The sequence below is a fragment of the Isachenkonia alkalipeptolytica genome (assembly GCF_009910325.1).
GTDB classification, from domain to species: Bacteria; Bacillota; Clostridia; order Peptostreptococcales; family T1SED10-28; genus Isachenkonia; species Isachenkonia alkalipeptolytica.
Genome location: NZ_SUMG01000007.1, coordinates 82,196 through 104,898, shown reverse-complemented (window position 1 = coordinate 104,898; position 22,703 = coordinate 82,196). Strand labels below are relative to the sequence as shown.

Below are 22,703 nucleotides of genomic sequence, written 5' to 3'. Positions count from 1 at the left end.
CAGTTTCAGCTGTAAGAAACACAGTAACAACAGAAAGGATGTTGATACTATCGATAATATATCGGTTAGACGGGAAGAGTCCAGAGAAAAAGCCCGGGTCCGAGAGGAAAACGGCATTCCTATGATGGAGCAGTTGAAATTTTTCCTGCCCTTAGGCGCCACCCAGGCGATGATTGCCTTGACCCATTCTTTATTTAATGCGGCTTTGGCCCGGTTTCCAAATCCCGAGGTTTTAATTTCCGCCTTTGCCGTAACCAAAAGTATTTTGCAAATGATTCAAAATCCGGTATCTATGATCAAACATACGGTCACCTCTTTGACCACTGACGCAAAAAGTTATTACAAAGTTCGACGCTTTGTGGCCTTGATGGGCTTTTTAATCGTCGGGCTGTTTGTTATCTTTGCCTTTACGGGGCTCTCCCGTTGGATTATGAACACCTTAATCGGTGTAGAAGGAGCGGTACTGGACGAAGCGGAAACCATGCTGAAAATCCTGGTGTTTTTCCCCTTATTTGTCTCGATTAGGGACTTTTATCAAGGGGTAGCCATAAAACTCAGGATGACTCCCGTGGTTACCATCGGAACCTTTATCCGGGTAATCTTTGTGGCAATTATGGTGCTCTTGGCGGATTACTTCACTTTTTTACCGGGATCCTATTATGCCCCGGGAATATTTGCCATCGCCCTGTTCATTGAAGCCAGTACGGTTACGATTATCATGAATCGAAGTCAAAGAGATATTCCAAAGGCCGTTGAAGAGCGAAGCCAAAAGAATGGAGACCTCGAAGAGGGACGGCAAGAGATGAATAATCGTCTGATTATGATGTTTTTTATACCTCTGCTTTTAACCGCCGCCCTTCGAACTGCCGCAAGACCGATTATCAATGCGGGTCTCGCCCGAACCGTGGCACCGGAAATTGCCATATCCGCTTTTGCGGTGGGCTGGTCCGTCGGCGTGTTGGCTCTAGCCCCCTTGATGATGTTTCATCAGGTGCCGATCAACTTTTTGAAGGAAAAAGATCATCCCGAGCGCTATCAATCAGTAAAACGATTTGCCGCAGTGATTGGAGGCAGTCTTTCCTTAATCATCGGAGTCCTAGGGTTTACCCCTTTGGGGCATTTTGTATTAAGTGAGGTTGTGGGAACCAGTGAGGTGGTCAGCACCATGGCGGCGGATGTATTAAAAATTATGGCGGCGCTGCCGATCTTCTTTGTGATTCGCCAGTACCTGTGGGGACTGTTTATGAAGCGACAAAGCACAAAGTTTGTCAGTGTAGGTAAGATGGTGAACCTTGTCACCTTGGTCCTTACGGTGCTCCTGGGAACCTTTATCGGACCCCGGAACCCGGCCTTGATCGGGGCCAGCGCCATGGTCATCGCCGAGATGGTGGAGTGCAGCTTCTTATTTGTGGCGAAAAGAAAAGTCCTGGGCATGTCAGGCGTTGCATAAGTTTAGTCACCCTTTTATGCTGAAGGTTACACGAATTGCCTTTAGGATAAAACGTGGTCTAAAATATTCTATTTTATCAAAAAACTCTTTAAAAGTGTACCAGGGGGTCCGACCCCCTGGTACACTTTTTTGGAGCTAAAGCTAAGGCTAAAGCCGTGAAAGCCATAAAAAAAGCAGCGGTTCCGGGACATCCCGGAACCGCTGCTTTTTTTATATTCCCCCGGGGGAAACCGCCCCCGGAATGATAGGCTTTCTTAGTGAAGCTTTTTCGAGAAGATCGCCAATACTGCAACGATGGCAATACCAAAGAGCATAACTGTGGTTTGCTCGATGTCGATAATTCCAAAGATGGCAACGATAAAGATTGCCGGTGGAATAATCCATTTGATCAGGAAGTGCCAAGCTTCAAATAATCCGAACTTTGTGGTTCCGTCATTGGTAAGCTCTTTTCTGAGAACTTCCTTATCCACAATCCAACCGGTAACGATGGCGATGAACATTCCACCAAGACCAAGGAATACCTTGTCGGACAGGATATCGAATAAGTCGAAGAAGCCGACTTCAAACACTGGTAGCGGATCGAATACGCCCATGGATAAAGAGGCGAGAATCGACATTAAAGCCATTACAATACCGGTTCCGTATACTGCTTTCTTACGCTGCACATCCCGTTGGTCAATTAAATAGGAAACTACAACCTCCATTAAGGATACGGAAGAGGTTAGCGCTGCCACGGATAACGCAACGAAGAAGAGAAGTCCAAACAGTGTACCCAGTCCGCCCATTTCAGCAAAAACCATGGGGATTACAACGAATACCAGTCCAGGTCCCTGTGCAGGTTCAAGACCGAAGGCGAAAAGTGCCGGGAACATTGCAACACCAGCAAGGAGTGCAACTCCAACATCCAGTGCAGTAACAATCCCTGCGTTTCCTGGAAGGGTTTCTTTCTTACTTAGGTAAGAACCGTAGGTGATCATGGCTCCCATTCCTAAACTAAGGGAGAAAAAGGCTTGTCCCAAAGCGGCTAAGAAAGTTTGACCGGTTACTTGGGAAAAGTCCGGCTGGAAAAGGAAAGCCAATCCATCCCCTGCGCCGTCAAGAGTAACACTTCGAAATGCGATGAATATTAAAAGAATGAATAATGTAGGCATTAGCACCTTCGCGGCTTTTTCAATTCCGCCTTTAATACCCTTGGCAACAATCAGGATGTTCATTGCTAAGAAAATAAGCATCCAGAACAGTGGCTGGGTGGCTCCGGTGATAAAGGCACCGAAGGTTTCATCAATGGCCTCGGGACTTTGGGCATAAAGGCCGGTAACCGATTCCAGAACATAGGCCAGGGACCATCCTCCAACTACGGGATAAAAGCCCATGATTAAGAATGCAGACAGTACTCCCATGGCACCAACAAAGGTGAATCGATGGGAGTAGGTTTTAATGGCTCCTACAGCCGCAAGGCCGGTACTACGACCCAGGGCAAACTCTGCAATCATAACGTTGACCCCGATTAATACAATGAACATCAAGTAGATAAGAATAAATGCACTACCACCGTTTTCACCGGTGAGATACGGAAAACGCCAAATGTTTCCCAGTCCTACGGCGGATCCTGCTGCGGCTAATACAAAACCGACGCGGGAGCCCCAATTTTCTCGTTTTACTTCCATAAAATTTGTTCCCTCCTTATAAAATTAGATTTTTGCCGAAAACCGACAAAACTTTTACATATATTTGTTTTCTGATCACCTCCTAAAATCCTTTCTAAATGATACTGCAGATTCAAATGTTTAAAGAATCTGTAAAATCAGTAAACTTAATGGGATTTATATGATTATACCCTATTAAGGTCCTATAAATCAAGGAATATTAATAGATTATTTACTTTATTGAGACTGAAAAAATAATTAATATGAACAAAAATACCTAGATCGAAGAGTTGCCGGGAAAGAATAAGGGTGCCATGAGAAAAACATCCTGCAATATTTTAAAAGCGCCGTCAATTGTGTGAATTTATTAACGAAAAGAAAGAAATAACTTCTGCCTGGAAGAAAAATTCCCTTTTCCATGGTGGCACTTCCCTGTAAAATAGCCTATAATGAAAGCAGAAAGAATAAACTAATTAATGAAAGGGGTTTTGAACAATGAAAGCAATGATTCGAGTACGCATGGGAGCCAATGACGCCCATTACGGCGGGAACTTAGTGGACGGAGCCAAAATGCTGGAGTTTTTCGGAGATGTGGCCACGGAACTATTGATCCGTAACGATGGGGATGAAGGTCTGTTTGTAGCCTATGAAAGCGTGGAATTTAAGGCGCCGGTGTATGCCGGGGACTATATTGAAGCGGAAGGGGAAATCGTTGAAACCGGTAACAGTTCCCGGAAGATGAAGTTCACCGCAAAAAAAGTGATACATCCGCGACCGGATATCAATGACTCCGCCTGTGATGTGTTGGAGACTCCGGAAATCGTATGCGAAGCTAGGGGAACCTGTGTGGTACCTAAGGATAAACAGCGTAAATAAGGGGAAATTAATAAGAAATAAGCGGAAATTAATAAGAAATAAGCGGAAATTAATAAGAAATAAACTAATAGGAAATTAATAAGAAATAAGAACAAAACATAAAAAATGAGAATAAGAACGAAGATGAATAGCAAAAGAAGGAGGTCGATTATTATGGAAAAATTAATCATTACCGCGGCGATCACCGGAGCGGAGGTAACCAAGGATATTCAACCGGCCCTGGCCATCTCCCCCGAGGAAATTGCCGAGGACGCTTATCAGTGCTATAAAAGTGGAGCGTCCATTGTCCACGTGCATGCAAGGGAAGCCGACGGCTCCCCGACCCAGGATAAGGACACCTATGGTCGGATCAAGGAAAAGCTCGAGGAAAAATGCGATGTGATATTTCAGCCCTCCACCGGGGGTGCGGTGTGGCACAGTCCGGAAGAACGTCTGCAACCGGTGGAGTTAAAGCCGGAGATGGCGACCCTGAGCTGCGGTACCGCAAATTTCGGGCCTGATGTTTTTATGAATACCGAAGAGTACATGGAAAAGTTCGCAAAAAGAATGCAGGAGCTGGGTGTAAAGCCGGAGCTGGAGATCTTTGAGCGGGGTATGATTGAAAATGCCAAAAAGCTGTTAAAAAAAGGACTGCTAAAGGAGCCCCTTCATTTTGATTTTGTTTTAGGGGTCCCCGGGGCGGCACCGGGAAATCCCGAGGATCTGATGTTTATGGCGGATAAAATTCCGGAAGGCTCCACCTGGACGGTGGCGGGAATCGGTCGACACGAGCTGCCTTTGGCCACCCTGGCCATTATTCTCGGCGGCCATGTACGGGTTGGTTTTGAAGACAACGTCTATTATGAAAAAGGGGTGCTGGCAAAATCCAATGCGGAGCTGGTGGAACGGATCGTAAGGATTGCCAAGGAGTTGGGCCGGGAAGTGGCTACCCCCGAGGAAGCTCGGGAGATCCTGGGACTGAAATAGCAGCAAAAACCGTAGTAAAAAAACAGTAGCTAATACCGTAGCAAAAACCGTAGCAAAAACAGCAATAAAAAACCGTAGCTAATACCGTAACAAAAACCGCGGCAAAAAATCGTAGTAAAAAACTGCAGCAAAAAACCGTAGTAAAAAAAGTACCAAGGAGGCAAAAAAATGAAGCTATTTATTGATACCGCAAATATTGACGAAATTAAAGAAGCGGCCAGTTGGGGAATTTTAGACGGGGTAACCACAAATCCCTCGCTGATTGCCAAGGAAGGCCGGGATTTTCAAGAGGTCATCAAAGAGATTGTAGAGATTGTAGACGGTCCCATCAGTGCCGAGGTCATCGCCCTGGATGCGGAAAAGATGGTGGAAGAAGGAGAGGAACTGGCAAAAATCCATGATAATATTGTGGTGAAGGTTCCCATGACCAAGGAGGGGCTGAAGGCTACCAAAATCTTCTCGGAAAAGGGAATTAAAGTAAATGTAACCCTGGTATTCTCTGCAAACCAGGCCCTGCTTGCCGCCAAAGCGGGGGCCACTTATGTCAGTCCCTTCCTAGGACGGGTGGATGATATCGGAAGTACGGGGATGGATCTTGTAGAGGAGATCATCAGTATTTTTAATATCCATGGATACGACACCCAAACCATCGCCGCAAGCATTCGTCATCCGCTACATGTGACCGATGCCGCCTTAGCGGGGTCCCATGTGTCCACGGTGCCCTTTAAGGTTTTGAAAATGATGACGGATCACCCCTTAACGGATATCGGGATTGAAAAATTTCTAGCGGATTGGAATGAAGCTTTTTAAAAAGGGAAAATCAAAGGGAAAGTCAGCAAAAAAAGAAAGTTGCTTAAGGTATAAAATCCAGTGAAGGCAACTACGCTGGCCAGCGCAAATAAGCCTGCAAAGGCAAACAAGCTAGTGGCACAGAGAAGTCGGCGAAAAAGCCAGTGAAAAGCCATTGAAAAAGCCATTGAAAAAGCCATTGAAAAAGTCGGCGAAAAAGCCAGTGAAAAGCCAGTGAAAAAGCCAGTGAAAAAGCGAAAACTGAGAGAAACAAACTGCAGAGGGGCCCTGCCTCTCTGCAGTTTGCGCTGTAAAGCTTCATTATGCTAAGGAGGATCGATTTCATGCTAAGGGGGATCGATTTCGTGCTAAAAAGGGTCGATTTCGTGCTGAGGAACCTCTACCTTTGCAGGGTTTTGCACTGAGAGCTTTTCAGGGAGCTTGCTTCAAGCATTTTCCCGAAGAGCTTCTCCTTATGTTATAGCTGATTCCACACTAAGACCTATCCTAATTAAAGATCTATGGCAAATAGTATGGTACATTGGAAATGGAACTGACATATTCCTTGATTTTCAACGAAAAAAGGGCTATAATGAGGAAAGTAAGTGTCCGCCGGGCAACAGGGTTTTACATACAGAAGATCAAAATTCTAAGGGAATTTACCAAAGCAGAGGAGTGTTATAAATGGATCGTAATTTAGCAATCAATCTTGTGAGAGTAACCGAAGGTGCGGCGTTAGGAGCTGCCCGATGGATGGGACGAAGGGATAAGGAAGCGGCGGATCAGGCCGGTGTGGACGGCATGCGAAAGATGTTTGATACCATCGATATCAAAGGGACGGTAATCATTGGAGAAGGGGAAAAGGATGAAGCCCCCATGCTCTACATCGGAGAGCAAGTGGGGGCCTGGGAAGAAGCGGATATGGAAGTGGATATTGCCGTGGATCCTGTGGAAGGCACCACCTCTGTGGCCAACGGTACCCCCAATGCCATTGCGGTTATTGCTATGGCGCCCAAGGGATGTCTGTTAAATGCCCCATCCTATTATATGGATAAAATTGCAGTAGGGCCCAAAGCCCGGGGAAAGATCGACATCAACTGGCCTGTGGAAAAGAATCTCCAAAATGTGGCCAAAGCCTTAAACAAAAGTATTGAGGATCTAACCGTAACGGTGATTGACCGGCCAAGACATAAGGATCTGATTCAACAGTGCATCGATGCCGGCGCCCGAGTCAAGCTGTTTCAGGACGGGGATATTGCCAGCGCCTTAGCCACAGCCGTTGAAGGTACCGGCGTGGATATCTTAATGGGAGTCGGCGGGGCTCCGGAAGGGGTCATCACCGCAGCTGCCATGAAGTGTATGGGTGGAGAGATCCAAGGAAAACTGGTTTGTTCCACGGAAGAGCAAAAACAGCAATGCGACCGATTGGGCCTTGATACGGATCAGGTGCTGTATATGGACGATCTGGTAAAAGGAAACGAAGCCTATTTTGTTGCCACGGGAATCACCCATGGGGATATGCTAAAAGGTGTGGTATATGCCGGAGATGACACTGCAAAAACTCACTCCATTGTTATGCGTTCGGAAACGGGAACCATCCGATTTGTGGAAGCTACCCATAAACTCCGAACCAAACCGGATTATGCATATTAGTATTGATTATATTTATTAAAGGATAGAGGGAGGCGAACTTCCTCTATCTCCATTCTAAGCCTTAAAGGAGGTGGACTCCGTTGCCAAAGAACCTTTGACAGCGGGAATACATTGGACGTAAAAGAACTGGAAAAAAAGAAACTGACGGATTTAAAGGAGATTGCCAAAACCCTGGGGATCAAAAATTATTACCGTTATAAAAAGCATGAATTGGTAGATCTTATACAGGGAAAGCCCCTGGAAAAAGAGGAAAAACCCGGGGAAAGCGCGGCAAGCAACGTCGATGGCGACGGTGGGATTAACACCACAGGCGGGACAGCAGGGGGGACCACAGCGAAGAGCACGGCAACAAATCGCACCGACAGCGACAGTACAAACAACACAGCAGGCGGCACCACAGCGAAAAGCACCGCAAATAATACTGCAAGCAACACCGTAAGCGACAGTGCAAATAAAACCGCAGGCAGCGCCGCACCGAAAAACACGGCAACAAATCGCACCGCAAGCAACACTCCAAACGCCGCAACAAAAACCAACACAGCAAAAACCAACGAAACAGACCATGAACCGGCAGTAAACCCGAAGGAAAAACAGGAAAAAACCTCTCGAGAAGAAGGACTCCCCACCCATTTGCAAAGCGAAATTTCCCAGGATAAAGAAGTGAATGTTGCCAACGGTATCCTAGACATTCATATGGACGGCTATGGTTTTTTACGTATGAATAATTATCTATCCAGCGACGACGATATTTACATTTCCCCTTCCCAGATCCGCCGGTTTAAAATGCGAACCGGGGATAAAATCACAGGGATCACCCGGAAGGCCAAAAGTGGGGAGAAGTATAACGCCTTGTTATATGTTAAAAAAATCAATGACCTGGATCCGGAAATCGCCAACAAACGGTGGGATTTTGATCAGCTAACGCCGATTTATCCCAATAAGCGTATCAATTTGGAGCTTGCCAGCAATCAACTGGCCACCCGGCTGATCGATTTGATCGCTCCCATCGGAAAAGGACAGCGGGGCATGATCGTGGCGCCGCCGAAGGCCGGGAAAACCATCCTGTTAAAACAGATCGCCAAAAGCGTGGCCATGAACTATCCCGAAAGCGAAATCATCGTGCTGTTAATTGATGAACGGCCGGAAGAGGTAACGGATATGAAGCGGTCCATTGACGGGGAAGTGGTGTATTCCACCTTTGACGAGCTGCCCAGTCATCATATCAAGGTGGCGGAAATGGTGCTGAATCGGGCCCAGCGTTTGGTGGAACAGAAAAAAGACGTGGTGATTTTAATGGACAGCATCACCCGGCTGGCGAGAGCCTACAACCTCACCATTCCCCCAACGGGAAGAACCCTGTCGGGAGGTTTGGACCCCGGAGCGCTGCATATGCCGAAAAAATTCTTCGGCGCCGCCAGAAACTTAGAAGAAGGCGGCTCTCTGACGATTATCGGTACTGCCTTGGTGGAAACCGGTAGCCGTATGGATGATGTGATCTTCGAGGAATTTAAAGGAACCGGGAATATGGAACTGCATCTGGACCGGAAACTGTCGGAAAAACGGGTATTTCCTGCGGTGGATATCAACCGATCGGGAACGAGACGGGAGGATTTACTCCTTACCCCCGAGGAATTGGAAGCCATGTTCAGTATCCGGCGGGCCATGAGCAGCAACAGTGTTCAGGATACCACGGAAAAAATCATCAGCACCCTGGTGAAAACCAAGAACAACCGGGAATTTGTCCAGGTGATCCGTAAAAAATTGCAATAAATATCGGAATCTAATCCTTGCCATATCTCCAAGGACTATGCTATAATGTAGTAGTTAATCTCAGGAGTATGCGTAATTGAGTATTTTCATAATACTTTCAAGCAATATTCGAATAAGAAGAAAGAGGTGAAATATATGGCAAAAGATATACATCCAGAGTACAAAGCGGTAGACGTATCCTGTGCTTGCGGAAACAACTTTACAACTAAATCCACAAAGGATGAGATCAAAGTTGAAATCTGTTCAGCTTGTCATCCGTTCTATACCGGAAAGCAAAAGTCCTTGGAAAAAGGTGGACGAGTGGAGAAGTTCAACAAAAAATTCGGTGTTCAGACCGAAGAGAAAAAAGAGGAAGAATAGACACAAAATTGAATCTCAAATATAAATCAAGGTTGGAAAGCACTTCTAGCCTTGATTTTTTGCTACTTAAATACATAATTCAGGGGGAGAAAACACATGGTGGATGTAATGGAATATGCCAACAGTGCAAGTATAGAGGTCATCGTAGGGCCCATGTATGCAGGAAAAACCGAGGAGCTGATTCGGCGAATCAATCGGGCGAAAATTGCGGAGCTAAAGGTCCTTTCCTTTAAGCCGAAGATTGACAACCGTTACAACGGCAGCTCTATTGTCTCCCATAACGGCAAGGAAGCGGACTGCTTTGTGGTGGAATCCATTGAGGAAATGAAAAAAATCGTACAACAGGAAAAATTTGATGTAATGTCCATTGATGAAATCCAGTTCTTTCCCAAGGAAGTGGTGGAATTTTGTCAGGAAGTTGCGGACTCCGGCAAACGGGTCATCGTATCGGGGTTGGATATGGACTTTAAAGGAAAGCCCTTTCATATCGTGCCGGAGATCATGGCTGTAGCGGAGCACGTCTCCAAGCTGACGGCGGTGTGTATGAAATGTAAGCGTCCCGCTACCAGAACCCAGCGAATCGTCAACGGACGGCCGGCGAAAGCCTCGGACCCCGTAGTGCTGGTCGGTGCCAAGGAAAGCTATGAAGCCCGGTGCCGGAAATGCCACGAAGTACTCCGGGATTAAGCCCGTATACGTTTAAGATTCATTTAGAATGGTATTTATAAAATGAACCGCCAAAAACGGGTAAATAACAGGAAAAGAATCATCCAAGATCCAGATAAGAACCACTCAAGAACCACTCAAGAACCACCCAAGATCCAGATAAGAACCACTCAAGAACCACCCAAGATCCACGCAGAGGAAACAGTAGGGAATCTATATAGAATGAAAGGGAGGCAATGTATATGGAAAAAGTAGTATTTTTCGCTTTTAAAGGAGAGCTTTTATGTTTTGCCCATGTGTTAATCAATGCTTTGGATATGGCGGATCAAAACATGGAGGCAAAAATCGTTATGGAAGGAGAAGCGGTGAAACTCCTTAAGGAATTGGAAGAGTCGGGAAATGAGCTATACAAACAGGCAAAGGACCGGGGACTGTTCGATTCCATCTGTAAGGCCTGTTCCGCTAAGATGGGGGTTTTAGAATACAATGAAACCACGGGGATCCCGATTTCCGGAGAAATCAAAGGACATCCCTCCATGAGCAGATATATTAAGGAAGGTTATCGTGTGATTACGATGTAAACAGGCGCTGGGAAAGCAGCTGCGATGAAATTGCCGGTGTCCATCGGTTTTTCAGCCGATCTTTCAGAAGGAAAGGGGTATTTTTATGGAAAAACAAAGGATTGGTGAACTGTTACAATGGGGAAAAAGCCAACTGCGGGAAACCAAACTTCGAACCCCGGATCTTGACGCCGAGGTGCTTTTGATGGAGGTATTGAACGCCGAACGGGTAGTACTGCATGTGTATCCCGAACGGGAAGTGGAACCGGAACAGCTGGAGGCCTATAAATCCTGGATCCGACGGCGAAAAAAGGAAGAGCCCCTGCATTATATCACCGGGAAAAAAGAGTTCATGGGCCTTGAGCTTCATGTGGAAAAAGGGGTCTTAATCCCCCGGGGAGATACGGAAGTAGTGGTGGAAGCCGGGATTGAAATTTTAAAAAAGATCGCAGAGAAAAAAGGCTTTCAAAAAGCGGAGATCACGGAAGTGGAAAAAGCCTCCCGGATCGGGGAGCTTCGAGCTCTGGATATCGGTGTGGGAAGCGGTGCCATTGCCGTAAGTCTGCTGCATTATGTAAAGAATTTATATATGGTGGGGACGGATGTTTCCGATACCCCTCTCACCGTCACGGAAATTAATGCCGAAAAACATCAAGTGGCCCATCGCTTAGGGCTTTTCCGGGGAAGTTTATTTGAGCCCGTAAACCGGGGGCTGAAACCGGAAGAACGAGAGTTTGATCTGATTATATCCAATCCCCCCTACATTCCCTATGAGGGGAAGGATGGCTTAGATAGGGAAGTTAAGGATCATGAGCCGGAGGAGGCCCTGTTTGCCAAGGACCAGGGACTGTATTATTACCGGAAGATTGCGGAAGAGGCCCCGGCCTATCTCAAGAAGGATGGCTACCTTATTTTTGAAATCGGATGGGACCAAGGCATCAGCGTAAGAAGAATCGTAGAACAGGCGGGCTTTACCGGGGCCTATATACTGAAGGATTTAGAAAATCGGGATCGGGTAGTGATTGGCAAGCGTTAATATGATATAATAAAAGGTAGTGAATATACGGGCTTTTGGAAAAAGCCAAATTTAAGGATGAGGTGTAAGCAGAATGCTGGATAAGTTAGATTCGGTAAAACAAAAATATGAGGATTTAGGCCAGATAATCAGTGACCCCGAGGTGGTTAACGATCAGAAAAGATGGCAAAAACTGGTTAAGGAACATGCAGGTCTGGAGCCGATTATTACCAAGTATAAAGAATATACTTCCGTCAAGGAAGATTATGAGGAGGCCAAGGAGATCATTGATGATCGCGGGGCCGATGAAGAATTAAAGGAAATGGCCAAGGAAGAAATAAAAGATCTGGAAGCCCAAAAGGAAGCCTTGGAAGAAGAGCTGAAAATGATGCTGATTCCCAAGGATCCCAACGACGAGAAAAATGTGATTGTGGAAGTCCGTTCCGGTGCCGGCGGGGACGAAGCCGCCATCTTTGCCGGGGACTTATTTCGAATGTACTCCCGATTTGCCGAGCGTCAAGGCTGGAAAGTGGAGATTTTGAATTTAAGTGAATCGGAATCCGGCGGTTATAAAGAAGTGGTATTTATGGTAAAGGGGAGCGAAGCCTATTCCCTGATGAAATATGAAAGCGGCGGTCACCGGGTACAGCGGGTTCCGGAAACGGAGTCCAGCGGACGAATTCATACCTCGGCGGCAACGGTGGCGGTACTGCCGGAAGTGGATGACGTGGAGTTGGAAATTTCCCCTAATGATCTGCGGATCGATGTATTTAGGGCCTCCGGTCACGGTGGACAAAGTGTAAACACCACGGATTCCGCGGTTCGTATTACCCATATTCCCACCGGTGTGGTTTCTTCCTGTCAGGATGAGAAGTCCCAGCTGAAGAACAAGGACAAGGCCCTGAAGATTCTAAAGGCCCGGGTGCTGGATGATATGGTGCAAAAGCAGGAGGATGAAATCGCCGCGGATCGAAAATCCCAAGTAGGATCGGGAGACCGGAGCGATCGGATCCGAACCTATAACTTCCCCCAGGGACGGATTACGGACCATCGAATTAACAAAACCATTTATAAACTGGATGCTTTTATGGACGGGGATATTTATGAGATGATCGATGCCCTTCGTACTTCGGAGCAAGCGGAGAAACTAAAGGAAATACAAGACTAATCGTGCAGTTCAAAAAGTTGAGAGAACCTCAGCTTTTTTTGCGAATTTTTTCGACTTAAGGCATGGCTCGGCGGCGGAAAGCCTTGGGAAAGCCAAAAGGTGACGGCGCAGAATACGGAATCCTGCCGGTGAGGAAAATGCACCGGAGAAAAAATGGATATCAGGTGAAAAAAATGCACCGGAGAAAAAATGGATATCAGGTGAAAAAAATGCACCGGAGAAAAAATGGATATCAGGTGAAAAAAATGCACCGGAGAAAAAAATGGATATCGGGTGAAAAAAATGGATCAGAAAAATTCGAAGCAACAAAAAAAAATGAAGCAACAAAAAAAATTTAATAATTCCCTAGAGGTAGAGAAAGAGACCGAAAAAATCCATACGGTAATGACCACGGTGGATCCCCACGGTTCCAAGGAGGATTTGCTGTTTGCACTGTACCCCTTCGGGCAAATGATTGAAAAATCCGGGGTGGTGGCCTTTCCCACGGAAACCGTGTACGGCCTGGGGGCCAGCGCCTTGGACCCCGCAGGAATCGAAAAGATCTTCGCCGCCAAGGGAAGACCTTCGGATAATCCGTTGATCGTTCACATCACAAGGATGGAAGAGGTGTTTGAACTGGTGCAGTCGGTCCCGGAAAAGGCGATCAAACTGATGGAGGCCTTTTGGCCGGGGCCTTTGACCATGATTTTCAAAAAACGGGATATCATCCCCCACATTGTTACCGCCGGGGGGGACACCGTGGCCCTGCGCATGCCGGACCATCCCGTGGCCAAGGCCTTAATCGAAATCAGCGGCGTTCCCTTAGTGGCGCCCAGCGCCAATGCTTCGGGAAAGCCCAGCCCCACCAGGGCCGAGCATGTATGGGAGGACCTGGAGGGAAAGATCCACGGGATCATTGACGGCGGCAGCTGCGCCGTGGGCATAGAATCCACGGTCATTGATATGACCGTGGAACCCCCGATGCTCCTTCGGCCCGGGGGCATCACCCAGAAAATGATCCGGGAGGTCATCGGCCCGATCCGCCGGGATCAGCATCTGGATGTTATCGACCGGGGACAGTCCTCAAAGGCGTCGGGAGATTTCCCGGGAAAAGTCCGGTCCCCGGGTATGAAGTACACCCATTATGCCCCGAAGGCCAAGGTGTTGATTCTTCGGGGAAAGCGGAAAAATGTGTTAAACAGGGTCAAGGAACTGGAAAAGTCTTACCGGGAATCGGGAGAAAAAGTGGGTATTATTACAGTGGATGAAAATTTGGAATACTACGAAGGGGTTTATGGTAAAAGTTCTGCTGCAAAAACCAAGCCTGTAGATACCGAAAAGAACAGCGAAAGCGGGACCACGGTTTCAAGAGAAAAGGGTTTCCCGGAGGGACCCTGCATCCGAACCCTGGGCAGTGAAAAAAGGGTGGAGAAAATGGCGGCGAACCTTTTTGCCATCCTCAGAGATTTTGATCAAACCGATGTAGGGATTATTTTAGCGGAAGCCTTAGAGGACCGGGAGATAGGTTACGCTATTATGAACCGTTTATCCAAGGCTGCGGGACAAAACATACTGTATGTGGATGAGGAGGATCGATCATGAAAATACTGTTTGTATGTACGGGAAACACCTGCCGGAGTGTAATGGCGGAAGCGATTTTGAAGGATTTACTGGAAGAAGAAGGGCGTGGGCAGGACTTTGAAGTAAGCTCCGCGGGGCTCTTTGCTCAGGAAGGGGAACCTCCCACCATCGAGACCCAATTTGCTTTGGAAAACGGCGGCATCCCCCTGGATGAAAACGGGGCCACCTATGTGGACGACCAGTTGTTAGAGGAAGCGGATTTAATCCTGACCATGACGGAAGGCCATAAAATAATGATCGAAGACCGAAAGCAAGCCGGTTACTACCGGGACAAACTATTCACATTAAAGGAGTACACCGCGGATTGCAAGGAAAGTTCCGAGAACCGGGAGGAAGAGGACAAAGACGGTGAAAATGTGGAAGACACTTATGACATCTTGGATATCAGCGATCCCTACGGAGGCTCCGTGGAAGTATATGAACTGAGTTTTCAGGAGATCTATGAAGAAATTGAGCTTTTGCTGGAAAAAATTCTAGAAAAATGCTAAAACTTCGGTATAATACTAAGAAGGGTTTAAATGAAAAGCGGAGGTGTAATAATGACGAAGAGTGAAAAAATTGCCATCGGCGGTGATCATGGAGGATTCGAGCTAAAGGAGTTTATCAAGAATCATCTAGAGCACCAAGGTTATCAAGTGGAGGATTTCGGAACCTATGACAAATCTTCCTGTGACTATCCGGATTTTGCCTATCCTGTGGCTAAGGCGGTAGCAGAGCACAAATTTGATAAAGGGATTGTTATCTGCGGAACCGGCATCGGCGTATCCATCGTTGCCAATAAAGTAAAAGGAGTCCGCTGCGGACTGGTGCATGACTGTTTTTCCGCAAAGGCCACCCGGCAGCATAACGACACCAATGTCCTGGCCATGGGCGAGCGGGTCGTCGGAAAAGGACTGGCCCAGGAGATCGTGGATATCTGGCTGCATACAGAATTTGAAGGCGGTCGACATAAAAAGCGGGTGGATAAAATTAAAGAGGTGGAAAAGGAAAACTAAGATCAGAAAAAGAAGCAGGCAAAGGTAACAAAAGGAATAACAAATAACCAAAACACAAATTCTGGAGGTATAACTATGAGCAAAGTGGTGGTAATAGATCATCCGTTGATTCAACACAAATTAACTTTTCTTAGGGACGTGACGACGGGATCCAAGGATTTTCGGGATCTGGTACGGGAAATGTCCATGTTAATGGGTTATGAAGTAACCCGGGATTTACAGCTAAGAGACATTGAAATTGAAACCCCTATGGGAAAAACCATGTCCAAAACCTTAACCGGAAGAAAACTGGGCATTGTTCCAATTCTACGGGCAGGCCTCGGCATGGTGGACGGCATTCTTCAACTGATCCCTGCGGCCAAGGTAGGTCATGTAGGTCTTTACCGGGATCCCCAAACCTTAGAGCCGGTGGAGTATTACTGCAAGCTTCCTTCCGATGTCAGCGAACGGCAATTGATTGTCTTGGATCCCATGCTTGCCACCGGTGGATCCGCCAAAGCCGCCATCAAATTTTTAAAGGACAAAGGGGCCATGAACATCAAATTTGTCTGCCTGATTGCTTCCCCGGAAGGCATTGAAGTTTTAAAAGAGACCCATCCCGATGTGGACATTTACGTGGCTTCCATCGACGAAAAATTAGACGATCACGCCTACATTGTACCGGGCCTCGGCGACGCCGGCGATCGACTTTTCGGCACCAAATAGATGACAGCGGGACGGAGTTTTTGTCATCTCCCTCCCGGAAGAAAGATGACATGGGGACGGAGTTTTTGTCATCCTCCTCCTGGGAGCTAGACGCAACGGATGACAGCGGAGCGGAGTCTCTGTCACCTTTCTTCCGGGAGCCCGCTGCAAACTATGGTAATTTAAATAAGAGGTGAAATTATGAGACCGTCTTGGAATGAATATTATATGGATATCGCAGAAACCGTCAAAAGAAGGTCCACTTGTATGCGACGACAGGTGGGGGCACTTTTAGTCCTGAACAAAAAGATTTTGGCCACGGGCTATAACGGTTCCCCAAAGGGGCTTCGCCACTGCAATGAAATCGGCTGTATGAGAAACGATTTGAATGTGCCTTCGGGAGAGCGTCATGAACTCTGTCGGGGACTGCATGCGGAGCAAAATTCCATTATTCAGGCCGCAATGCATGGAGTGAAAATCGAAGGGGCCCATTTATATGTAACCCACAAACCCTGTGTGGTATGTGCAAAAATGATTATCAATGCCGGGGTTGAAAAAGTGGTTTTCAAAGGGGATTATCCCGATCGCTTGTCGGATAATATGTTCACGGAAGCGGGTATTGTTTTGGAGCGTTATGAAGATTTAGAGCAAAAAGGTGTGGCAGCGAAGTAGCGGTACCACTATGAAAAACTTAAGTCCCGGGATAAAGGGAGTTCCTTCCGAAAGGAGGTCCTGATATTCCCGGGTTTTTTTGTATTTCTGTAGGGGCGGTATCGTCATGAAAAGATGACAAAAACTCCGTCAGGTTGCGTAAAAACTGTTTTGTTACAAATTTTACATACTATATGTTGAATCCATGATTTAATGTTCAACTATATATAGCTGTTGATAATTATAACATCAGCGTTTTTACGCAGCCTGCCGTCCTGCTGTCATCCGGGGCGGTATCGTCACGAAAAGATGACAAAAACTCCGTCCCGCTGTCATCTACAAAAGATGACAAAAACTCCGTCCCGCTGTCATCTTTAGATAACAGAAAAATTGAAATTCGTAAAAAAAGTTGCAATGTTAACTTAAAGAATATACAATGGTTAATAAATTAACAATAACAAATCCAAAAAGAAAAACTTTTCAACCCAGCATCTGTCAATAGGTTGAACACAACGCGGTAAAAATGAACATAAAAAAATGTTTAAATAAAAAAATTAATTAAATATTATAAATTCGATATTTATTTAACGTACATCCCTTAAACAAACCCGGGTTTCTGTGTTATAATAGAGAGGATGTTTTTTAGATGCATTGTATATTTATTGAATCGGGGTGGACCATGGGAAACAAGAAAAGTATTTTCGAGAATTTAGCACTGCTTACATACCTGGGTGTAGCCATGATCGTCCCCATTGCCTTGACCCTGTTTGCCGGAAGATGGCTGGATGAACGTCTGGGTACCGGTCCTCTGTTTTTATTTATCATGGTGGTCATCGGAACCCTGGCGGCTTTTCGAAATCTCTACAAAATCGGCACAAGGGATCTTCCGAAACGAAAAGGACGTGATGACTGATGGATCCCCGGGCACAGATTAAGCAGGACTTTATTAAAATTATCAAAGGAATGATTATCGGCAATATCCTGTTCATTATCCTGGGCAGTATTTTTATCGAAGAGCGGCTTCCCTTTATACTAGGGTTGATCTTCGGCAGTGTCATCGCGGTGCTGAACATGCGACTGCTGTACCTTACCCTGGACAAAGCGGTGACCATGTCTATGCGAAGGGCCCAAATATTTACCGTCAGCCGCTACATTCTTCGCTACATTATTATTGGAATTGTGGTTTATGCTTCCCTGACAGCGGATCATTTGCATCCATTCGGGACGATTATAGGATTGCTGCTGATTAAACCGGTAATCCTTGCGACCCAGCTGTTTGAAGATAAAGCTTTTTTAAGAAATGTATTTATCAGAAAAAAAGATTAATTACTTCAAGAAAGGAGGAACACCATGGATTTTGGATCAAGAATTTTGTTTGAAATACCGATATTCGGCGGAGTACCCTTTACGGAAACCATTGTAATTACATGGATCATCGGGGCGATACTGGTGGGGCTTTCCATCATCTTTGTCCGCAATTTTGACAATGTACCCAAGGGTGCTCAAAACGTTATCGAAATGATTGTGGAATCTCTCAACGATCTCGTTGCCCAAACCATGGGAAAGGATAAGATGGCCTTCGCCCCTTATATGGGCAGTCTGTTTCTATTTTTAACCGTGGCCAATATTGTCGGGCTGGTGGGGGTGCGACCGCCGACGGCGGATTTGAACATGACCTTTGCCCTGGCCGCTCTTACCTTTGTGATGACCCATTACTACGGCTCGAAACGAAAAGGGATCGGCGGGTACTTAAAAAGCTTTGCTGAACCGATACCCGTGATGCTGCCGATGAATATTGTTGGGGAAATCGCAAACCCGGTGTCCTTATCCTTCCGTTTATTCGGAAACATCATCGGCGGGGTGGTTATTATGACTCTGGCCTATCAAGGACTTTCAGCAGTGAGTGGAATGATTGGTTTAGATGCTTTTCCGATTTTCCAGGCAGGAGTACCGATTTTTCTTCATGCGTACTTTGATATTTTTGCCGGGGTACTGCAAAGTTTTATTTTCGTAATGTTAACGATGGTATTTATAGGAATGGCTATGGATTAGGGTTCACAGCTTTTGAGGAGGTGAAAATTTGGAATCCAGTAACTTCATTATTGATTTTTTAGAATGGTTGATGTCCTTTGAGCGAAACGCCTTAATACTGGCGGGTTCCGCCATCGGTGCAGGGTTTGCCATGATCGCCGGAATTGGTCCCGGAATCGGTCAGGGTCTGGCCGCAGGAAAAGGGGCCGAAGCTGTGAGTTACAATCAGAAGAACTCTAAAAAGTCGACCCTGGTTATGCTTTTAGGATCAGCAGTGGCGGAGACCTCGGGAATACTTGCTTTGGTTGTAGCATTGATATTATTATTTATGAACCCGTTAATCGGAGTGGAAGGCACCGGTTTGGTACTGGCGGCCTCGGCCATCGGAGCAGGACTTTCCATGATCGCCGGGATCGGTGCAGGCATCGGCCAAGGATACGCCGCATCTAAGGGTACGGAAGCCGTAGGAAAACGACCGAAACTTCAGCCTGCGATTGTCCGGACCATGTTTCTTGGACAGGCCGTGGCACAAACCACAGGGATTTACGCCCTGATTGTGGCCCTGGTATTGATGTTTATCAATCCCTTTGTATAAGGGGCAAAGACCCAAGGACCCAAAGACCCAAGGGCAACAGAACTAAAGGCCCCAGGGGATCAGAAACATGCTGTTTCACGGCTGAAAAAGCCGATTAAAAGCTTATAAAGCAAAAAAGCAACAGCAACAAAGCACTAACGCAAAACAGCGGTGCAAAAACAGCACTGCAAAAACAGCGGTGCAAAAACAGCACTGCAAAAACAGCGGTGCAAAAGCACCAACGCAAAAGCACCATCAAGCAAGGAAAGGCAAGAAAAAAAACGATAAAATCAAAGGAGGAAGAAATCATGGAAGGTATTACTAGTGAAGCGTTAATATTGGCAGCATCAGCAATTGGAGCAGGTCTTGCAATGATCGCAGGAATCGGAGCCGGAATCGGACAGGGTTATGCCGCCGGTAAAGGGGCAGAAAGTGTTGGACGACAACCGGAAGCACAGGGAGATATCGTACGAACCATGTTACTGGGTGCCGCGGTAGCGGAGACAACCGGAATCTATGGTCTAATCATTGCCCTTGTTCTACTATTCGTTAATCCATTACTTGGAATGCTTTAATCGTAGACAAAAAGGGGGCCCCGCCCCCAAACTACTCTTGTGGAAAGGAGGCATTTTAGATGCAGGGATTAGTAGAACTGAATTTAAGTTTATTTTTTAATCTGGTGAACTTTTTAATCATATTTTTGCTTCTTCGGCACTTCCTGTTCAAGCCGGTAACGGATCACCTGGAAGGTCGGAAAAATAAGATACAAAATGCCCTGGATGAAGCGGAAGAAACCCGGGAAGAGGCGGGACGCTTAAAGGAGCAATACGAAAGCAAAATGCAAAACATTCGGGACGAGCGAAACGAAATCATTCAAAAGGCCACACGGTCCGGGGAATCCCGAAAATCGGAAATCATCAAGGAAGCCCGGGATGAAGCGGAAAAGATCAAGGATCGGGCGGAAAAGGAAATGAGTCGGGAACGACAAAAGATGATCAACGAACTGAAGGATCAAACCTCAAACATCGCCATGCTTGCAGCTTCTAAGGTACTGGAAAAGGAACTGGACGAAAAATCCCATGAAAACCACATTCAAGAATTTATTAACGAGGTGGGGGATGTTAAATGGAAGAATTAGTTGCCAAGCGTTATTCCAGTGCATTGTTTGAAGTTGCCTTAGAAGGAAAAACCTTAGACAAAACCGGAGAGGAACTCTCCTTTGTTAACCAAGCCTTAGAGGAACATGAAGAGCTGTTTAAGGCCCTGAAATCTCCCCTGATCAAGCCGGTGGAGAAAAAAGAGATCATGAAAAACATCTTTGAAAAGCACCTTACCCAGGAGACCTTAAACTTTATCTATGTATTAGTGGATAAAAACCGAAGCAGCGCCTTGAAGGAAATCAGCGAGGAGTATCATAAACTTCTGGCCCGTAACAACAACACCATCCAAGCGGTGGCAACCACGGCGGTTTCCATGACCAAGGAACAAATCACAGAACTAACGGAAAAACTGACGAAAACTTCAGGAAAAACGGTATCCTTAGCCAATGAAGTCGATCCATCGATTATCGGTGGAGTGTTTATCCAAATGGGCGATAAGATCATTGACGGAACACTGAAAAGACGGCTGACAGAGATCGAGGACCGATTAAAAGAAGTAATAATATAGGATAGGGGTGATTGAAACATGAGTCTCAGACCTGAAGAGATCAGTTCAGTCATAAAAGAACAGATCCAACGATATGAAGATCAACTGGAAACCAAGGATGTAGGAACCGTCATCCAAGTAGGAGACGGTATTGCTAGAATTCATGGTTTGGAAAAGTGTATGGCGGGAGAGCTTCTGGAATTTCCGGGAGAAATTTTCGGCATGACGCTAAACTTAGAGGAAGACAACGTTGGGTGTGTGCTTTTAGGATCGGACGAACATATCAAAGAAGGTGACACAGTAAAAAGTACGGGAAGAATTGTGGAAGTTCCCGTAGGAGAAGCCATGCTGGGAAGAGTAGTAAATTCCCTAGGACAGCCCTTGGATGGGAAAGGTCCTATTAACACCGATAAATACCGGGACGTGGAACGGGTAGCCCCGGGAATTATTGCGAGAAAATCCGTAGAAGAACCACTGCAAACGGGACTAAAATCCATTGACTCCATGATTCCCATCGGACGGGGACAGCGGGAGCTCATCATCGGAGACCGACAGACGGGTAAAACCGCCATCGGAATTGATACCATTATCAACCAGAAGGATACGGATGTAATCTGTATATATGTGGCCATCGGCCAGAAGAAATCCACGGTAGCCCAGATTCAAGACGTGTTGGAAAAGAACGGTGCCATGGAGTATACCACCATCGTTTCCGCCAGCGCCAGTGAAATGCCGCCGCTGCAATACTTAGCCCCCTACGCCGGTTGTGCCATGGGTGAAGAGTTTATGGAAAACGGCAAGCACGTACTGGTCATTTATGATGACTTATCCAAGCATGCGGTGGCTTACCGAGCCATGTCTTTGCTGCTTAGACGACCACCGGGTCGGGAAGCCTATCCCGGAGACGTATTCTACTTACACAGTAGACTGCTGGAACGGGCAGCAAAACTGAATGATGATTTAGGGGGCGGATCCCTAACGGCCCTGCCGATTATTGAAACCCAGGCGGGAGACGTATCGGCCTATATCCCCACCAATGTAATTTCCATTACCGACGGACAGATTTTCCTTGAGTCCGAGCTTTTCTACTCGGGAGTACGACCGGCGGTAAACCCCGGAATTTCCGTATCACGGGTTGGGGGATCGGCTCAAATTAAAGGCATGAAGAAGGTTGCGGGTACCCTTCGATTAGAGCTTGCCCAATACCGGGAGCTTGCAGCCTTTGCTCAGTTCGGTTCCGAACTGGACCAGGAAACCCAGAGTCGACTTTCTCAGGGAGAGCGAATCATGGAAGTCCTAAAACAAGGACAATATCAGCCCATGAGTGTAGAAGACCAAGTGCTGATTATTTATGCCGTAACCAAAAAATATCTGACGGATATTGAAATCAATAAAGTTCAAGAATTCGAAGCGGGATACCTGAAGTTTATGAAGGAAACTTATCCGGAAGTGGGCAATGAAATTAGAGAAAAGGGCGCCCTTTCCAATGAAATGGAAGCCAAACTGAAGGATGCCATTGAAGAGTTTAAAAAGGATTTTAACCAGGAATAAACCCGGTCTTTGTAATAGGAGGTGAATCGAT

At 46.4% G+C, this 22,703-nt stretch carries 25 protein-coding genes; 24 read left to right on the top strand and 1 reads right to left on the bottom strand.

Going from position 1 to position 22,703, the window contains the following annotated elements:
* Nucleotides 1-121 precede the first annotated feature (121 nt).
* Nucleotides 122-1,450 carry a hypothetical protein gene (locus tag ISALK_RS07570; protein WP_160720828.1) on the top strand — a complete coding sequence of 443 codons (1,329 nt, stop codon included), beginning with the start codon at nt 122-124 and terminating at the stop codon, nt 1,448-1,450.
* Nucleotides 1,451-1,704: 254 nt separating this feature from the next.
* On the opposite strand, the gene ISALK_RS07565 is transcribed toward ISALK_RS07570, so the two are convergent.
* Nucleotides 1,705-3,117 (bottom strand): sodium-dependent transporter, encoded by a 1,413-nt coding sequence (locus ISALK_RS07565; RefSeq protein WP_160720826.1) that lies wholly within the window; start codon nt 3,115-3,117, stop codon nt 1,705-1,707.
* Nucleotides 3,118-3,591: 474 nt separating this feature from the next.
* Here ISALK_RS07565 and kal point away from each other — a divergent pair, with 474 nt between their 5' ends.
* The 23 genes from kal to atpA all read left to right on the top strand — a co-directional run bounded on the left by kal (nt 3,592) and on the right by atpA (nt 22,672).
* Nucleotides 3,592-3,972, top strand: coding sequence for a 3-aminobutyryl-CoA ammonia lyase (gene kal / locus ISALK_RS07560; RefSeq protein ID WP_160720824.1), 381 nt, complete (start codon nt 3,592-3,594; stop codon nt 3,970-3,972).
* Between the two features lie 153 nt (nt 3,973-4,125).
* Nucleotides 4,126-4,938 (top strand): 3-keto-5-aminohexanoate cleavage enzyme, encoded by an 813-nt coding sequence (gene kce, locus ISALK_RS07555; RefSeq protein ID WP_160720822.1) that lies wholly within the window; start codon nt 4,126-4,128, stop codon nt 4,936-4,938.
* Nucleotides 4,939-5,106: 168 nt separating this feature from the next.
* Complete coding sequence (fsa, locus tag ISALK_RS07550; RefSeq protein WP_160720820.1) at nt 5,107-5,748, top strand: fructose-6-phosphate aldolase; 642 nt, start codon at nt 5,107-5,109, stop codon at nt 5,746-5,748.
* A 663-nt stretch (nt 5,749-6,411) separates the two neighbouring features.
* Entirely contained in the window at nt 6,412-7,380 is a 969-nt protein-coding gene (gene glpX / locus ISALK_RS07545) for a class II fructose-bisphosphatase (RefSeq protein WP_160720818.1), read from the top strand.
* A 111-nt stretch (nt 7,381-7,491) separates the two neighbouring features.
* Nucleotides 7,492-9,150, top strand: coding sequence for a transcription termination factor Rho (gene rho, locus ISALK_RS07540; protein ID WP_160720816.1), 1,659 nt, complete (start codon nt 7,492-7,494; stop codon nt 9,148-9,150).
* Between the two features lie 135 nt (nt 9,151-9,285).
* On the top strand, nt 9,286-9,510 hold the full coding sequence (rpmE, locus tag ISALK_RS07535; protein WP_160720814.1) for a 50S ribosomal protein L31: 225 nt from the start codon (nt 9,286-9,288) through the stop codon (nt 9,508-9,510).
* Nucleotides 9,511-9,618: 108 nt separating this feature from the next.
* Nucleotides 9,619-10,197: a thymidine kinase gene (locus tag ISALK_RS07530; RefSeq protein ID WP_371723732.1), complete on the top strand. Its 579-nt coding sequence runs from the start codon at nt 9,619-9,621 to the stop codon at nt 10,195-10,197.
* Between the two features lie 221 nt (nt 10,198-10,418).
* Nucleotides 10,419-10,757, top strand: a complete 339-nt coding sequence (locus tag ISALK_RS07525; RefSeq protein ID WP_160720810.1) for a DsrE family protein — start codon at nt 10,419-10,421, stop codon at nt 10,755-10,757.
* An 85-nt stretch (nt 10,758-10,842) separates the two neighbouring features.
* Entirely contained in the window at nt 10,843-11,772 is a 930-nt protein-coding gene (gene prmC, locus ISALK_RS07520) for a peptide chain release factor N(5)-glutamine methyltransferase (RefSeq protein WP_160720808.1), read from the top strand.
* Between the two features lie 73 nt (nt 11,773-11,845).
* Nucleotides 11,846-12,919, top strand: coding sequence for a peptide chain release factor 1 (prfA, locus tag ISALK_RS07515; protein ID WP_160720806.1), 1,074 nt, complete (start codon nt 11,846-11,848; stop codon nt 12,917-12,919).
* A gap of 282 nt (nt 12,920-13,201) precedes the next feature.
* Entirely contained in the window at nt 13,202-14,500 is a 1,299-nt protein-coding gene (locus tag ISALK_RS07510) for an L-threonylcarbamoyladenylate synthase (protein ID WP_160720804.1), read from the top strand.
* Nucleotides 14,497-15,027: a low molecular weight protein arginine phosphatase gene (locus tag ISALK_RS07505; protein ID WP_160720802.1), complete on the top strand. Its 531-nt coding sequence runs from the start codon at nt 14,497-14,499 to the stop codon at nt 15,025-15,027. Before ISALK_RS07510 ends, ISALK_RS07505 begins: the two co-directional genes overlap by 4 nt.
* A 51-nt stretch (nt 15,028-15,078) precedes the next feature.
* Nucleotides 15,079-15,534, top strand: coding sequence for a ribose 5-phosphate isomerase B (rpiB, locus tag ISALK_RS07500; RefSeq protein ID WP_160720800.1), 456 nt, complete (start codon nt 15,079-15,081; stop codon nt 15,532-15,534).
* 75 nt (nt 15,535-15,609) lie between these two features.
* Complete coding sequence (gene upp, locus ISALK_RS07495) at nt 15,610-16,239, top strand: uracil phosphoribosyltransferase (protein WP_160720798.1); 630 nt, start codon at nt 15,610-15,612, stop codon at nt 16,237-16,239.
* A 180-nt stretch (nt 16,240-16,419) separates the two neighbouring features.
* Complete coding sequence (locus ISALK_RS07490; protein WP_160720796.1) at nt 16,420-16,890, top strand: deoxycytidylate deaminase; 471 nt, start codon at nt 16,420-16,422, stop codon at nt 16,888-16,890.
* A gap of 625 nt (nt 16,891-17,515) precedes the next feature.
* Entirely contained in the window at nt 17,516-17,782 is a 267-nt protein-coding gene (locus tag ISALK_RS07485; RefSeq protein WP_160720794.1) for an AtpZ/AtpI family protein, read from the top strand.
* Nucleotides 17,782-18,195 (top strand): ATP synthase subunit I, encoded by a 414-nt coding sequence (locus ISALK_RS07480; RefSeq protein ID WP_160720792.1) that lies wholly within the window; start codon nt 17,782-17,784, stop codon nt 18,193-18,195. Before ISALK_RS07485 ends, ISALK_RS07480 begins: the two co-directional genes overlap by 1 nt.
* Before the next feature lie 24 nt (nt 18,196-18,219).
* Nucleotides 18,220-18,921, top strand: a complete 702-nt coding sequence (gene atpB / locus ISALK_RS07475) for a F0F1 ATP synthase subunit A (RefSeq protein ID WP_160720790.1) — start codon at nt 18,220-18,222, stop codon at nt 18,919-18,921.
* Between the two features lie 28 nt (nt 18,922-18,949).
* Nucleotides 18,950-19,495, top strand: coding sequence for an ATP synthase F0 subunit C (atpE, locus tag ISALK_RS07470; protein ID WP_236660316.1), 546 nt, complete (start codon nt 18,950-18,952; stop codon nt 19,493-19,495).
* A 287-nt stretch (nt 19,496-19,782) separates the two neighbouring features.
* The gene (gene atpE / locus ISALK_RS07465; RefSeq protein WP_160720788.1) at nt 19,783-20,049 is read left to right on the top strand and encodes an ATP synthase F0 subunit C; all 267 of its coding nucleotides are present in this window, start codon (nt 19,783-19,785) and stop codon (nt 20,047-20,049) included.
* A 59-nt stretch (nt 20,050-20,108) separates the two neighbouring features.
* Complete coding sequence (gene atpF / locus ISALK_RS07460) at nt 20,109-20,612, top strand: F0F1 ATP synthase subunit B (RefSeq protein ID WP_160720786.1); 504 nt, start codon at nt 20,109-20,111, stop codon at nt 20,610-20,612.
* Nucleotides 20,600-21,142 carry a F0F1 ATP synthase subunit delta gene (locus ISALK_RS07455; protein ID WP_160720784.1) on the top strand — a complete coding sequence of 181 codons (543 nt, stop codon included), beginning with the start codon at nt 20,600-20,602 and terminating at the stop codon, nt 21,140-21,142. The genes atpF and ISALK_RS07455 overlap by 13 nt, the downstream gene beginning before the upstream one ends.
* An 18-nt stretch (nt 21,143-21,160) precedes the next feature.
* The gene (atpA, locus tag ISALK_RS07450) at nt 21,161-22,672 is read left to right on the top strand and encodes a F0F1 ATP synthase subunit alpha (RefSeq protein ID WP_160720782.1); all 1,512 of its coding nucleotides are present in this window, start codon (nt 21,161-21,163) and stop codon (nt 22,670-22,672) included.
* Nucleotides 22,673-22,703: the final 31 nt, after the last annotated feature.